Origin of the sequence: Ramlibacter sp. (assembly GCF_041916345.1) — a bacterium.
In the GTDB taxonomy this organism is placed as follows: Bacteria; Pseudomonadota; Gammaproteobacteria; order Burkholderiales; family Burkholderiaceae_C; genus Ramlibacter.
Genome location: NZ_JAYRZR010000100.1, coordinates 1 through 13258, shown reverse-complemented (window position 1 = coordinate 13258; position 13258 = coordinate 1). Strand labels below are relative to the sequence as shown.

General features: G+C 70.4%; 11 protein-coding genes, 1 tRNA gene and 3 pseudogenes. 9 read left to right on the top strand and 6 right to left on the bottom strand.

Features of this window, described 5'->3' with window-relative positions:
- From ACE3T5_RS18675 to ACE3T5_RS18660, 4 genes and pseudogenes are all read left to right on the top strand, one after another.
- A pseudogene (locus tag ACE3T5_RS18675) lies at positions 1–530 on the top strand (aromatic ring-hydroxylating dioxygenase subunit alpha); the annotation flags it as partial.
- Positions 527–2005 carry a glutamine synthetase family protein gene (locus tag ACE3T5_RS18670; RefSeq protein ID WP_374669611.1) on the top strand — a complete coding sequence of 493 codons (1479 nt, stop codon included), beginning with the start codon at positions 527–529 and terminating at the stop codon, positions 2003–2005. The pseudogene ACE3T5_RS18675 and the gene ACE3T5_RS18670, both read left to right, overlap by 4 nt.
- A 14-nt stretch (positions 2006–2019) precedes the next feature.
- The gene (locus tag ACE3T5_RS18665; RefSeq protein ID WP_374669610.1) at positions 2020–2346 is read left to right on the top strand and encodes a 2Fe-2S iron-sulfur cluster-binding protein; all 327 of its coding nucleotides are present in this window, start codon (positions 2020–2022) and stop codon (positions 2344–2346) included.
- Positions 2347–2364: 18 nt separating this feature from the next.
- A pseudogene (locus ACE3T5_RS18660) lies at positions 2365–2658 on the top strand (antibiotic biosynthesis monooxygenase); the annotation flags it as partial.
- Positions 2659–2891: 233 nt separating this feature from the next.
- Here the strand turns inward: ACE3T5_RS18660 and ACE3T5_RS18655 are convergent.
- Positions 2892–3056 (bottom strand): annotated as a pseudogene (locus ACE3T5_RS18655) (MarR family transcriptional regulator); the annotation flags it as partial.
- A 143-nt stretch (positions 3057–3199) separates the two neighbouring features.
- Between ACE3T5_RS18655 and ACE3T5_RS18650 the strand changes: the two are divergent.
- From ACE3T5_RS18650 to ACE3T5_RS18630, 5 genes are all read left to right on the top strand, one after another.
- Positions 3200–4543, top strand: coding sequence for an FAD-dependent oxidoreductase (locus tag ACE3T5_RS18650; protein WP_374669609.1), 1344 nt, complete (start codon positions 3200–3202; stop codon positions 4541–4543).
- 10 nt (positions 4544–4553) lie between these two features.
- A complete protein-coding gene (gene gtdA / locus ACE3T5_RS18645; protein WP_374669608.1) occupies positions 4554–5609 on the top strand; it encodes a gentisate 1,2-dioxygenase in 1056 nt (351 codons plus the stop codon).
- Entirely contained in the window at positions 5606–6307 is a 702-nt protein-coding gene (locus ACE3T5_RS18640; protein ID WP_374669607.1) for a fumarylacetoacetate hydrolase family protein, read from the top strand. Before gtdA ends, ACE3T5_RS18640 begins: the two co-directional genes overlap by 4 nt.
- A 67-nt stretch (positions 6308–6374) precedes the next feature.
- Positions 6375–7442, top strand: coding sequence for a TRAP transporter substrate-binding protein (locus ACE3T5_RS18635; protein ID WP_374669606.1), 1068 nt, complete (start codon positions 6375–6377; stop codon positions 7440–7442).
- Positions 7443–7540: 98 nt separating this feature from the next.
- Entirely contained in the window at positions 7541–8086 is a 546-nt protein-coding gene (locus ACE3T5_RS18630; protein ID WP_374669605.1) for an NUDIX hydrolase, read from the top strand.
- Between the two features lie 46 nt (positions 8087–8132).
- Here ACE3T5_RS18630 and ACE3T5_RS18625 read toward each other — a convergent pair whose 3' ends face one another.
- The 5 genes from ACE3T5_RS18625 to ACE3T5_RS18605 form a co-directional block, all read right to left on the bottom strand.
- Complete coding sequence (locus tag ACE3T5_RS18625; protein ID WP_374669604.1) at positions 8133–10481, bottom strand: serine/threonine-protein kinase; 2349 nt, start codon at positions 10479–10481, stop codon at positions 8133–8135.
- Between the two features lie 82 nt (positions 10482–10563).
- Positions 10564–11658 (bottom strand): type VI secretion system-associated FHA domain protein, encoded by a 1095-nt coding sequence (locus ACE3T5_RS18620; RefSeq protein WP_374669603.1) that lies wholly within the window; start codon positions 11656–11658, stop codon positions 10564–10566.
- 11 nt (positions 11659–11669) lie between these two features.
- Positions 11670–12563, bottom strand: a complete 894-nt coding sequence (locus ACE3T5_RS18615) for an adenylate/guanylate cyclase domain-containing protein (RefSeq protein WP_374669602.1) — start codon at positions 12561–12563, stop codon at positions 11670–11672.
- A gap of 117 nt (positions 12564–12680) precedes the next feature.
- A tRNA-Pro gene (locus ACE3T5_RS18610) sits at positions 12681–12757 on the bottom strand.
- Between the two features lie 49 nt (positions 12758–12806).
- Positions 12807–13253: a MerR family transcriptional regulator gene (locus ACE3T5_RS18605; protein ID WP_374669612.1), complete on the bottom strand. Its 447-nt coding sequence runs from the start codon at positions 13251–13253 to the stop codon at positions 12807–12809.
- Between the last annotated feature and the right edge of the window lie 5 nt (positions 13254–13258).

Genomic DNA, 13258 nt, shown 5'->3' with positions numbered 1-13258 from the left:
ATGACGAGCGCACCTACTGGTACTCGGTGTTCACCAGCTTCGCCGGCCCGGTGGACAAGGAGGCCATGCGCCAGCAGCGGCAGCAGTTCATCAGCCTGCCCGACTACATCCCCAAGGCCGGCCGCCACAACAACTGGGGCTTCAACGCCGACGAGCAGCGCAGCACCACCTACCTGGGCATGGGCGAGGAAGACATCAACGTGCACGACCAGTGGGCGGTGGAAAGCATGGGCCCCATCCAGGACCGCACGCGCGAGCACCTGGGCACCAGCGACAAGGTGATCATGGCCAACCGGCGCCTGCTGCTGAAGGCCATCGAGACCGTGCAGGGCGGCGGCATCGCCCCTGGCGTGGCGGATCCGGCAGTCGCCGCCACCGCGCAGGGGCCGGACACGGTGGATGGCATCGCACCGGCTGGCACCTGGGCCACCTGGTGGCAGGAGCGCGTGGCCGCCAAGCGCGCCGGCGCGCCCTGGCAGCCCGCCGAGCCGCGTGAAGCCGCGGCGGCCGCCGGCGCGACCGCCGCATGACGAGCTTCGCGGCCCGCTGCGGCCTGCAGGATGCCGCGCGCGAGCAGGCGGTGCGCCAGGTCGCGCAGCGCATCGAGGCCGAGCGGCTGGAACTGGTGCGCTTCGCGTGGTGCGATCCACATGGGGTGTTGCGCGGCAAGACGCTGGTGGCCTCGGCCGCCGAGCGGGCGCTGCGCGAGGGCGTGGGCCTGGTCAGCACGCTGATGCTGAAGGACACCTCCGACCGCACCGCCTACAAGGTGTTCGAGCCGGGCGGCACCGCCACCTTGCCCGGCTTCGGCTTCGCCAACAACGTGATGCTGCTGGCGGACCCGGCCAGCTTCCGCGTGCTGCCCTGGACGCCCGCCACCGGCTGGCTGCGCGCCCAGCCTTGGTTCCAGGACGGCCAGCCGGTGGAGCTGGACACGCGCCGCGTCTTGCAGCGCGCGCTGCAGCGGCTGGAGGCGGCAGGCTTCGGCATGCGCTGCGGGCTGGAGGTCGAGTTCCACATCTACCGGCTGGAGGGCGATCAGCCCATGCTGGACCCGGCGCAGTCCGCGTGGCCGCCACCCGCGCCCCAGGTGCGGCTGGTCCACCCGGGCTACAACCTGCTCACCGAGGCCTGGTACGACCTCGCCGAGGAGCCGCTGCGCATCGTGCAGCGCACCGCGCAGGCGCTGGGCCTGCCGCTGCTGTCACTGGAGGTCGAGCTCGGCCCGAGCCAGGTGGAGGCGGTGTTCGACGCCACCGATGCCCTCACGGCGGCCGACAACATGGTGCTGTTCCGCAATGCCGTGCGCATGGCGCTGCGTCGTGCGGGCTACCACGCCACCTTCATGTGCCGCCCGCCGTTCCCGAACATCATGTCCAGCGGCTGGCACCTGCACCAGTCGCTGGTGGATGCGAAGACCGGCCGCAACGTCTTCCGGCGAGACACGCCGGCAGCGGGCAGCGCGCCCACCGACGCGGCCCACACCTTGTCGGCGGTCGGCGAGCAGTACCTCGCCGGCCTGCTGGCGCACGCACGCGCCATGGCGGTGTTCTGCACGCCCACGGTCAATGGCTTCGGCCGCTTCCGGCCCAATGCCCTGGCGCCACAGGCCGTGCTGTGGGGACGCGACAACCGTGGCGCGATGCTGCGCGTGGTGGGCCAGTGCGGCGATGACGGCACCCGCATCGAGAACCGCGTGGGCGAGCCCTCCGCCAACCCCTACCTGTACTTCGCCTCGCAGATCCACGCCGGGCTGGACGGCATCGAGCGCGGCCTGCGTGCGCCGCCCGCCACCGATGCGCCCTATGCCGGCGGCGGCGAGCTGCTGCCCACCACCCTGGGCGAGGCGCTGCAGCACCTGAAGGCCGACGAGGCGCTGCGCCAGGCCTTCGGCCCGGACTTCATCGACTACTACGTGCGCCTGAAGCAGCCGGAGCAGCAGCGCTACGATGCCGCCGAGGACAAGGACGAATTCCACCGGCGCGAGTATTTCGGCCGTTTCTGAACCTGCTGCTGAAAATGCCCATCACCTGTCATCTCGTCGGCGCGGACGGCGCCACCCAGACCGTCACCGCCCGCCCGGGCGAAAGCCTCATGCAGGCCGCCATGGGCGCCAACGCCACCGGCATCGAGGCCGACTGTGGCGGCCTGCTCACCTGCGCCACCTGCCATGTCTACGTGCGCGAGCCCTTCGCCTCGCAACTGCCGCCGCCGGAGGCGGACGAGCGCGCGATGCTGGAGTTCACCGCCTCCCCCTGCCAGCCGAACAGCCGGCTGAGCTGCCAGATCGTGCTGGCCGAGGCGCTGGAGGGCCTGACGGTAGACTTGCCGGCTTCGCAGCACTGAACCCCGACGGAACGCATCATGATCCTGGAACTCGCCGACATCCGCATCGCCCCTGGCCAGCAGGCGGCCTTCGACGAGGCCATCGACCGCGGGCTGCGCACCGTGATCTCGCGCGCCGAAGGCATGCGCGGCTTCAAGGTCAACAAGGGCATCGAGTCGCCCGAGCGCTACGTGCTGCAGATCTTCTGGGACACGCTGGAAGACCACACCGTGAAGTTCCGCCAGGGCCCGCTGTTTGCCGAGTGGCGCGCCATCGTCGGCCCGTTCTTCGCGCAGCCGCCGGTGGTGGAGCACTTCACCCTGGTGACGAAGTGCGACCCGGCCTGCGCGGCCGCCCGCTCAGGCGCTCTGGCCGCGTCCTGGTGGCCGGCCACCAGCTTCTCCAGCAGGCGCACGAGTTGCGCCGCTTCGGCCTCGTCCAGCGGCGACAGGATGCGCGTCTGGGCCCGGCTCACGCCGCGCTTCATCAGCCGCGCCACCTCGGCCCCCTCGTCCGTCACCCACAGCCGCTTGCGCCGGCGGTCGGTGCCATCCGGCTCGCGCCGCACCCAGCCGCGCGCCTCCAGCCGGCCGATGACCGACCCGAAGGTGGCGGCGTCGAAGGCCACGCGCCGCGCCAGCGTGATCTGGTCTTCACCCGGCTGCTCGATCAGTGCATTGAGGATCGCGAACTGCACCGGCGTCACGTCCTGCCCGGCCGTCTCGTCCATGAAGGCCGCCACCGCCACCTGGTGCGCGCGCCGGATCAGGTGCCCGGGGGCATGCCGGAAGTCGAAGCTCTTCGCCATCCGGGCAGTGTAGCGTCGGGCGGCGCTTGCGCATCGGGTGATCCGTATGTACGCTTACGAAATCGATGACTGATTTCCTGACCGAGCCGCCCCGGCAGACGCCGGTGCACGGCGAGTACGACGTCGTGGTGCTGGGGGGCGGCCCGGCCGGCATGGCCGCGGCCGTGTCCGCGGCGCGCGCCGGCCGCCGCACCCTGCTGGTGGAGCGCTACGGCTTTCTCGGCGGCATGGGCACGGCCGCCGGCGTCACCAACTTCTGCGGCCTGCATGCCAACGTGCATGGCGAGATCCGGCAGGTGGTGCATGGCGTGGCGGCCGATCTGCTGGCGCGCATCGACCACCTGGGCGGGCTGAACACGCCGCACGCGCTGTTCGGCAAGACCGTCGCGCAGGCCTATGACACCGCCGCCTACAAGATCGCGGCCGATGCCCTGCTGCTGGACGCCGGCGTGGAGATCCTGTTCCACGCCTGGGCCGCCGGCGTGGTGATGGGCGCACCCGGGCACGTGCAGGCGCTGCTGATGGAGACCAAGTCGGGCCGGCGCGCCGTGCGCGGTCGCGCCTTCATCGACGCCTCGGGCGACGGCGACCTGGCCGCCTGGGCCGGTGCGCCCTGGGACAAGGGTGACGGCGAAGGCCACATGCTCTATCCGTCCACCATGTTCCGCCTGAACGGGATCGACCCCGCAAGGGCCGGCTCGGCCTGGGAGGTCATCCCGCGCCTGATGCTGCAGGCCGAGGCCGAGGGCCGCTACCGCTTTCCGCGCAAGACGCCCATCGTGCGGCCGCAGAAAAGCGGCATCGAGTGGCGCGTGAACCTCACCCAGCTCGCCAACGCGGAAGGCCACGCCATGGACGGCACCGACGCGCGGGAGCTGAGCGCGGCCGAGGTGCTGGGCCGGCAGCAGATCGCGCAGGTAGCCGGCTTCCTGCGCGAGGTACCGGGCTTCGAGCGCAGCTACATCGTGGACATCGCGCCGCAGGTCGGCATCCGCGAGACGCGCCGCGTGCGCGGCCTGTACCTGCTGACCGAGGCCGACGTGCTGGACTGCGCGGACTTCGCGGACACGATCGGCGTGAATGGCTGGCCACTGGAGCTGCACCTGAAGGGCGACGTGGAATTCCGCTGGCCGAAGATCCCCGAGTCGCGCGGCTTCAACCAGCTGCCGTACCGCATGACCGTGCCGCAGGGCCTGCACAACGTCTGGGTGGCTGGCCGCTGTGCCTCGATGACGCATGAGGCGCAGTCGGCCGCCCGTGTGACCGGGGCCTGCTTCGTCATGGGTCAGGCAGCGGGCACCGCGGCCGATCTGGCCCTGGCCGCTGGCGTGCCTGCGAGCGATGTGGACGTGGCCGCCCTGCAGGCCATCCTGGAGACGAACGGCGCCTACCTGGGCCGCAGCTGGTGAAGGAACGACGATGAATGCCCCCCTGCCCACCGCCCAGCTGCGCCAGCAGCTCTACGCGGACATGAGTCCGCTGCACCTCACCCCGCTTTGGGAGGTGCTGCATGCGCTGGTGCCGCCGCGCCCGGCCACGCCCTGCGTGCCGGCACTGTGGAAGTACGACGAGGTCCGCCCGTTCCTGATGCGCGCCGGCGAGGTGATCACCGCCGAGGAGGCGGTGCGCCGCGTGCTGATCCTGGAGAACCCCGCCCTGCGCGGCCAGTCGGCGGTGACGCAGTCGCTCTACGCGGGCCTGCAGCTCATCCTGCCCGGCGAGGTGGCCCCCGCGCACCGCCACACCCAAAGCGCGCTGCGCTTCATCGTGGAGGGCCGCGGCGCCTACACGGCGGTCGACGGCGAGCGCACCACCATGCAGCCGGGCGACTTCATCATCACGCCCTCGTGGACCTGGCATGACCACGGCAGTGAGGCCGATGGCCCGGTGGTCTGGCTCGACGGGCTGGACATCCCGATGATCCGCTTCCTGGATGCCGGCTTCGCGGAGAACAGCGCCGACAAGTCGCAGCGCGTCACCCGCGCGGAAGGCACGAGCTTCGCGCGTTATGGGCACAACATGGTGCCCGTGCGGCACGAGCCGCCATTCGGCGCGACCTCGCCGATCTTCAGCTACCCGTACGAGCGCAGCCGCGAGGCGCTGGCGCAGCTCGAACGCAGCGAGGCACCCGATCCCTGGGATGGCCACAAGCTGCGCTACGTGAACCCGCTCACCGGCGGCTGGACCATGCCCACCATCGGCACCTTCATGCAGCGCCTGCCGGCCGGCTTCAATGGCCGCGGGTGGCGGCAGACCGATGGCGCCGTCTACAGCGTGGTCGAGGGCCAGGGCGTGGTCGTCATCGAATCCGGCGAGAAGACCTGGCGCTACGCCTTCGGCCCGCGCGACCATTTCGTCGTGCCCTCGTGGCACACTGCCCGGCTGGCCTCGTCCGCAGGCTGCGTCCTCTTCAGTTACTCCGACCGCCCCGTGCACCAGGCGCTGGGCATCCACCGAGAAGAAAGGTTGTCATGAGCTACGTGTTTCCCCCGCCCGCGACCGTGAGCGTGCCCGTCGTGGGCCGCGCCGAGCGCTTCCCGGTGCACCGCATCTACTGCGTGGGCCGCAACTACGTGGAGCATGCGCAGGAGATGGGCTTCACCGGCCGCGAACCGCCCTTCTTCTTCCTGAAGCCGGCCGATGGCCTGGTGGTGGTGGACGCCGGGCAGACCGGCACCGCCCGCTACCCCAGCCTCACCAGCAACTACCACCATGAGATCGAGCTGGTGGCGGCCATCGGCACCGGCGGGCGCAACATCAAGGCCGCCGACGCGCTGTCCCATGTGTTCGGCTATGCCGTGGGCCTGGACATGACGCGCCGCGACCTGCAGAACGAGATGAAGAAGCAGGGCCGCCCCTGGTGCATCGGCAAGGCCTTCGACCACTCCGCGCCCATCGGCCCCATCACGCCGGCCGCCGAGGCGGGCGACGTCGCGAACGCCGAGATCTGGCTGCAGGTCAACGGCACCGACCGCCAGCGCAGCAACGTGAGCAAGCTGATCTGGAACATCGCCGAGACGATCGAGCACCTCTCGGCCGCCTGGGAACTGCAGCCCGGCGATCTCATCTACACCGGCACCCCCGAGGGCGTGGCCGCCGTGGTGCCCGGCGACACGCTCGCCGGCGGCGTGACGGGACTCACCCCGCTCACGGTGAAGATCGTCGCCGCTTGAGGGAAAGCCCCGAACCTTCTGGCCATCCCGCTGCAGTACCTTCCGTGCTTACCTCGGAGTTCCCTACATGATCCAACGCCGTACCCTCCTGAAGTCTTCCGCCGCCGTCGCGCTGGGCGCGCCCGGCCTGAGTGGCCTTGCCCAGCAGGCCGTGACGCTGAAGTTCCATACCTTCATGGCGCCGCAGTCGAATGTGTGGCTGACCATGCACAAGCCCTGGATGGAGCAGGTCGAGAAGGCCTCCGGCGGACGCATCAAGTTCGAGGGCTACCCGGCCATGCAGCTGGGCGGCACGCCGGTGCAGCTGTACGACCAGGCCCGTGATGGCGTGGTCGACATCGTCTGGACGCTGCCAGGCAACACGGCCGGCCGCTTCCCGCGCATCGAGGTGTTCGAGTTGCCGTTCATGATGAACAACGCCGAGGCGACCTCCAAGGCCTACTGGGAGTACGTGCAGACGGTGGCGACCGATGAGTTCAAGGACACGCAGGTGATCGCGCTGCACGTGCACGGCCCGGGCATGTTCCACACCAAGGACAAGCAGATCCGCAAGGCCGATGACCTCAAGGGCATGAAGCTGCGTGGCCCCACCCGGCAGATCACCAAGATGCTGGGCTACGTGGGTGCCACGCCGGTGGGCATGCCGCTGCCGCAGATCCCCGACGCGCTGTCCAAGGGCGTGATCGATGGCTGCGTGATCCCCTGGGAAGTGGTGCCTTCGGTGAAGGTGCATGAGCTGACGAAGTACCACAGCGAGTTCGACCCCGCGGGCGGTGCGCTCTACACCACCACCTTCGTGATGGCGATGAACCGCAACAAGTACGCTTCGCTCGCGCCGGATCTCAAGAAGATCATCGACGACCACTCGGGCATGGCCACCTCGGCCTGGCTCGGCAAGACCCAGCAGGGCAACGACCCGGTGGGCCGCAAGTCTGCCGAGGACCGCAAGAACACCATCTACACCATTCCCCCCGCCGACGCGCAGGAGTTCAAGCGCAAGGCCCGCCTCGTGGAAGTGGAGTGGATGGAAGACATGAACAAGCGCGGGCATGACGGCAAGAAGCTGCTGGAAACGGCACGCGCCCTGATCGAGAAGCACGGCAAGGCCGCGCCGGCGCCAGCGAAGAAGGCTTAAACTTCCAGCGGTCCCAGCCTGGCCCGGCCCTCGCGGCCGGCCTGGGTGTCCAGGGGGCTCCGCCAGGAGCCCCCTTCGTCTTCCAGCGAGCCCCACACGTGTTCCGCAGCCCCATCAAGCACTGCCGCAACTGCGGCTCGGCCGTCACCTACCGCGTGCCCGACGACGGGGACACGCGCGAACGCGCGGTCTGCCCGGCCTGCGACACCATCCACTACGAGAATCCGCTGAACGTGGTGGGTACCGTGCCCTACTGGGGCGACAAGGTGCTGCTGTGCAAGCGCAACATCGAGCCGCGCTGGGGCAAGTGGACGCTGCCAGCCGGCTTCATGGAACTGGGCGAGACCACCGAGCAGGGGGCCGCTCGCGAGACCGACGAGGAAGCCGGCGCGAAGATTGAGATGGAAGGCCTGCTCACCGTGATGAGCGTGCCGCGCGTGGGCCAGGTGCACCTGTACTACCGGGCCCGCCTGCAGAGCGACGTGTTCGACCCCGGGCACGAGACCATCGAGGCGCGCCTGTTCAGCCAGGAAGAGATCCCCTGGGAGGAGATCGCCTTCCGCACTGTGCGCGAGACACTGGAACTGTACTTCGCAGACCGCGCCGCAGGCCGCTTCAGCGTGCACAACGTCGTCATCGTCTGAGCCCGCCGCGCGCGCAGCGGCGCCGCCGGCTCACGCCCGGACGCGCCTATTGCGGGCCCTGCCGGACCTTGCTTTCCTCACGCAGGCGGATGTCCTCGCGGCGCTGTACGCACAGCGGGTGATTGCGTGCACCGGGCTTGTCGCAATGTTCGGCGAGGCACAACTCCTTGGAGAGGAACACGCGGTCACGACACTGGTCCACCGGATGCGACGCGGGCGCTGCCGGCGCGGGTGCGGGCCTGGCCACTGGGGGCGGTGGCGGCGGTGGAGCCGGGGCCACCGGGGCGGGCACGAACACCGGTGCCGGCTCGACGACCGGCGCAACAGGCCGCTGCACCCGGCTCGCTGGCCGGCGCGGCACGCTGGCCACGGCACGCGGTGCCGACGCGACCGATGCCGCGCCCAGTGCAGCAGACGCACTGCTGGCCGCGACGGGCGCCACGGCCGATGCGGCCACGCCAGGCGCGTCTGAGGCGGAGGCAGCCCCCAGCGGCGCGGAGGCAGCGCCCATCGGTGACGGCACCTCGGGCGTGCCGGAACCGCCGCGGAACATCAGCCAGCCAGCGACAGCGACCACCACCGCGCCCACGCCCAGGATGAGACCCATGGGCGCCTTGCGGGGGGCTGCAGGCGCTGGCGTCGTGGCCTCGGCGCGCCGCGGCGCTGCGGGTGCCGGGCTCTCGGCGGCGGGCGCACGTGCCGGTTCCGGCCGAGGCGCAGATGGGGCCGGGGGTTCGGTCGGTGGCGGGCCGGACGCATCAGCGGCGCCCGCCGCGGCCAGGGCCGCGCCACGCGGGATGGTCACGGAAGGTTCGGCGGCATCGGCAGCCGGCTCCACGCCAGCGCCCGCGACGGGTGCCACCCCCGCCCCGTCGCCAGCGGCGGGCGCGACCAGCGCGGCCGCCACGGTGCTGTCGGCGGCCGGTGCACCGGCGGCAGGTGCACCGGCGGAGTACGGCTGCACGACTGTCACGTCCTCGGAACCGATGGGCCCCGGCCGTGCGAAGACGACCGTCGGGGCGTCATCCGACACACGCGGCTCGACCAGCGTGCGCGTGGCGTCTTCGCCGCCCGGATAACCGGCCACCGGGGTCGGCTCGGCGGGCACCTGGGCGGCCTGACCCGCCAGGGTGCCAGGCAGCGTCGGCGAGCCCGGCATCGTGGCCGGACGTGACGTCTCCGTCGGGAGGCGGGTGGCCTCCAGGTCGGGGTCGTGGGCCAGTGCCGAGCCGGGCAGGCCCAGGCTGGTGCCACCCCCCTGGGTGAGGTCACCCCCGGTGCCCCCGGTGAGCTTGCGCAGGCGACGCCGCGCGAGATCGGCATAGATGCCAGCCGGGAACTTCTCCAGGAAGCCCTGCAGCTCCTCCGGATCGGTCGAATCCTTGACGTCCTTCCAGTAGACGAGCTCCAGTTCCTGCGTGACGGCGCTCACCGTGCCGGTGTTGGTGTTCGTCATGCCGCCCGGTGTGGTGGCCTGGCCGGTGGCGGCGCGGCCACTGCGGGAGCCGGTCCCCGCGGGCTCGACCTTCTTCAGCGGATCGGCCGGCGGCACCACCGTCTGGTCTTCCGCCCGGCGGATGGCCGCCTGCAGCGCCACCGCGAAATCGCGCGCGGTGGCGAAGCGCTGCTCGCGGTCCTTGGCGAGGGCGCGGGCCACCACGGCGTCCAGTGCGGTCGGCAGGCGCGGATTGATGCTGCTGGGCGGCGCCGGCGAGTGGCCGATGATCTGGTGGATGATGGAGAAGTCGTTGTCGCCATCGAACGGACGCTTGTCCGTCAGCAGCTGGTACAGCACCACGCCGACCGAGAACAGGTCGGCGCGCGAGTCGATCTTCTGGCCCTGCACCTGCTCGGGCGCCATGTACTTCAGCGTGCCGACCATGCTGCCCTGGGTGCGCGTGGCCTCGCCCGAATCCTGGATGCGGGCCACGCCGAAGTCGGTGAGCTTGACGCGGCCGCCCGGCTCGATCAGCAGGTTGGCGGGCTTGATGTCCCGGTGCACGATGCCCTGCTTGTGCGCATAGTCCAGCGCGGACAGCAGGTCGCGGATCATCTTCAGCGACTGCTCGAGCGAGTAGCGGACGCCGCGGTCGATGTAGTGCTTGAGGTCGTCGCCCTGGATGTACTCCATCACCAGGAAGGCGATGTCGCCGTCGCGGTCGGAGTCGTAGACGCTGACGATGTTGGGGTGCTGCAGCCGCGCGGCGGAACGCGCCTCGGTGCGGAACCGGTGCTCGTATTCGGCGGCTGCTTCCTCGGAGAGGTTCTCGACCTTGACGGTCTTGATGGCGACGCGGCGATCGAGGTTCGGGTCGCGCCCCTCGTAGACGATGCCCATGGCGCCCTTGCCCAGAACCCGGATCAGCTCGTAGCGGCCCAGCTTTTTGAGACTCACGTTGGGTTTGCCGTGGGTGAGAGGAGGATTCTCATTCTAGCCTCCACCCTGGCCCGGCCGGCCAGTGGCGCGCCGCCACGCCTCAGCGGCGGCGTGAATTTCCCTCACGTTTGGCCCGCGCGAAGGCGCGTGCGTAGGCATCGCGGAAGTGCCGGTCGAGCAGTTCACGCACCCAGCCGTTCTGGTCGAAGTGGCGTGCCTGGTAGTCCTTGGAGAAGGCATCCCACGCACGAGCGGACTCGAACAGCCGCGGGCCACTGCCCAGCAGGCGTGCCTTCAGGGCCTCGGGGTCGAACTCGTTCAGCGTGCCTTCGATGGCCCGGCGGGTCGCCTCGGGGGCGGCCTGCAGGTGAGCCAGCAGTTCCGCGGCGATTTCGGCGAGCGCGCGATCCGGCGGGGCAAAGCCCTTGGCAGGGGGCTGCCCGCCGAACAGGTAGCGCAGGCGGACTTCGATCGGCGAATCGAGCCGCAGGGGATTGGCATCGCCCCGGCCGAGGCTGAGCGAATCGTCGCCCGGCTGGCGGCCGCGCGCGTCCTCGACCGCGCGATGCGCCTGCAGCAGAGCCTGCACCGCGATGCGGGCAATGCGGCCGATGGTCTCCAGCTCGCCGTGCGTGAGCGGCACCTGGGCGCCCTGCTCCAGCCCCAGCCCGGCCAGGAAGGCGCGCAGGTCGCTGGCGGGCTGCAGCGCATCCGCGCGCAGGCTGCCCCCGGGTGCGCCCGGGCCGAAGGTGGTCTCGAAGCCCCAGTCCCCGAACGGGTCGTCGTCTTCCATCGGCGCGGCCACGGTGTCCAGCGCGTCGTCCGCCGGCCGCGTGGCCTGGCGGTCCAGCTCGTCCCAGGCATCGTCGACCGGGACCGTATCGCCTGTCATGGGGACGGCCGTGAGCCGGTAGGCCGCGAGCTTCATCACCTCCCAGGGCTGCAGCACGCCGCGCGTGCCGGGCGGCCGCTCACCATCGGCCAGGTCGACGCCATTGACCACCGAGAGCACATGGAAGTGCAGTTCGTCGCCCTCGTTCCACAGGCTCAGGTGACGGCGCGAGACATTGCGGTCAGGGTCGGGCAGGCACACCGAGCAGTCGCTGTCACGCCCCACGATCAGGGCCGGTCCGCCCGGATCGAGCCGGCGGCTCACCTCCACCCCGGGGCCGATGATGCGGAGCTCCAGCGCCATGCGCCGCGGCCTCAGGCCTTGACCGTGAAGGTCACCAGCGGCGCCGCCTCGGCATTGCGGTCGCAGCCCAGGGCGATGACCCCGCTGCCCACCAGGTAGCACTCGGTCCGGCGGAGCACGACCGGCTCGGACTGGTTGCCCATGTAGACCCAGGTGCCGAAGCTCGACACGTCGCCAAGGACGTAGTGGCCGCCGCGCCACTCGACCGTGGCATGGATGCGCGACACGCGGGAATCATTCACCGCGAGGTTCGCGGTGGTGGAGCGGCCCAGCGTGAGGCGTTCGCCCCGCGGCTCGATCTTCAGGGTCTGCCCGTAGGCGCTGATCTCCAGCCAGCCCTGCTGGGAGGGCGCCTTGAACATGGAGACGCCCATCACCGTGGCGTCGGCGTCGCGTTCCGGCTGCCATTCGACGCGGTAGACCTCGGTGGCTTCGGTCTTGCCACGCAGGTACATGGGGCCGATGCTGCGGAAAGGCTCCTGCTGCGCGGGCGTCAGCGCATCGCGCACGCGCTGGGTCGCCAGGATCTGGTCAGCGCCGGCAAGGTCGGCCAGGCGGGCGGCGCTGTTGACGGCGTCGCCGTAGCAGTCGCCTTCGATCTCGACCACCTCGCCGGACTCGACGCCCATCTGCATCTGCACCGGGTTGCCCAGGCCGCCGGGGACGACCGGCCGCTCGACCAGCCGGCGCTGGATGGCCACGCACGCGTCGATGGCATCGGACTCGCGCGCGAAGACGACGAAGAGGCCGTCACCCAGCAGCTTGACGACGCGGCCGCTGTGCTGCTCGCAGGTCTTCGAGAGCGCCGTGGTCAGCTGGGTGACGAAGCGTCCGGCGGTCTCGTCGCCGAGCCGCTCGAAGATGCCGGTGCTTCCGACAAGGTCAGCGAAAACGACGGTCGGCACGGTGGATTCGATGTCCCCAGGTGATTGTTGGAGTCTTCCCTGCCGGGCATTGTATGCGCGGAGCTTCCAAACGACGAAGCCGGCAGGACCCAGGGATCCTGCCGGCTTGTGAAGTGTTGGTCGGCGTGGCGGGATTCGAACTCGCGACCCCTTGCACCCCATGCAAGTGCGCTACCAGGCTGCGCTACACGCCGAGCCATCGATTATGGCACAGGTTGAAGGGCCGCCTGGGCGCGATCCCGATCAATGCACGGTGGACAGCAGGTCGCGGATCTCGAACAGCTCACGCCGCAGGTCGCGCAGCCGTTGCGTCATGAGTTCGCGCTCCTCCGGCGGGGCGTCCTCGATGGGGCCGATGGGTGCATCGTCGACCTCGATCACCTCCACGCCTTCGAGCATCACCTCACCCGCGCGGCGCTTGTCGCGCTCGACCTGCACGATCTCCTGCAGCTTGTTGCGCGCGCCGCTGATGGTGAAGCCCTGGTCGTACAGCAGGTCGCGGATGCGGCGGATCATCAGCACCTCGTGGTGCTGGTAGTAGCGCCGGTTGCCGCGCCGCTTCATGGGTCGCAGTTGCGTGAACTCCTGCTCCCAATACCGTAGCACGTGCGGCTTGACGCCACAAAGCTCGCTCACCTCACCGATGGTGAAGTAGCGCTTCGCGGGGATCGCCGGCAGGCCTTTCTCCATTGAAA

What these genes read in the sequence shown, in the direction of transcription:
- ACE3T5_RS18640 (WP_374669607.1), top strand. Translation starts at nt 5,606, where the DNA reads ATGAGCTACGTGTTTCCCCCGCCCGCGACCGTGAGCGTGCCCGTCGTG.
- ACE3T5_RS18620 (WP_374669603.1), bottom strand. Translation starts at nt 11,658, where the DNA reads ATGGCGCTGGAGCTCCGCATCATCGGCCCCGGGGTGGAGGTGAGCCGC.
- ACE3T5_RS18665 (WP_374669610.1), top strand. Translation starts at nt 2,020, where the DNA reads ATGCCCATCACCTGTCATCTCGTCGGCGCGGACGGCGCCACCCAGACC.
- ACE3T5_RS18650 (WP_374669609.1), top strand. Translation starts at nt 3,200, where the DNA reads ATGACTGATTTCCTGACCGAGCCGCCCCGGCAGACGCCGGTGCACGGC.
- gtdA (WP_374669608.1), top strand. Translation starts at nt 4,554, where the DNA reads ATGAATGCCCCCCTGCCCACCGCCCAGCTGCGCCAGCAGCTCTACGCG.
- ACE3T5_RS18635 (WP_374669606.1), top strand. Translation starts at nt 6,375, where the DNA reads ATGATCCAACGCCGTACCCTCCTGAAGTCTTCCGCCGCCGTCGCGCTG.
- ACE3T5_RS18670 (WP_374669611.1), top strand. Translation starts at nt 527, where the DNA reads ATGACGAGCTTCGCGGCCCGCTGCGGCCTGCAGGATGCCGCGCGCGAG.
- ACE3T5_RS18605 (WP_374669612.1), bottom strand. Translation starts at nt 13,253, where the DNA reads ATGGAGAAAGGCCTGCCGGCGATCCCCGCGAAGCGCTACTTCACCATC.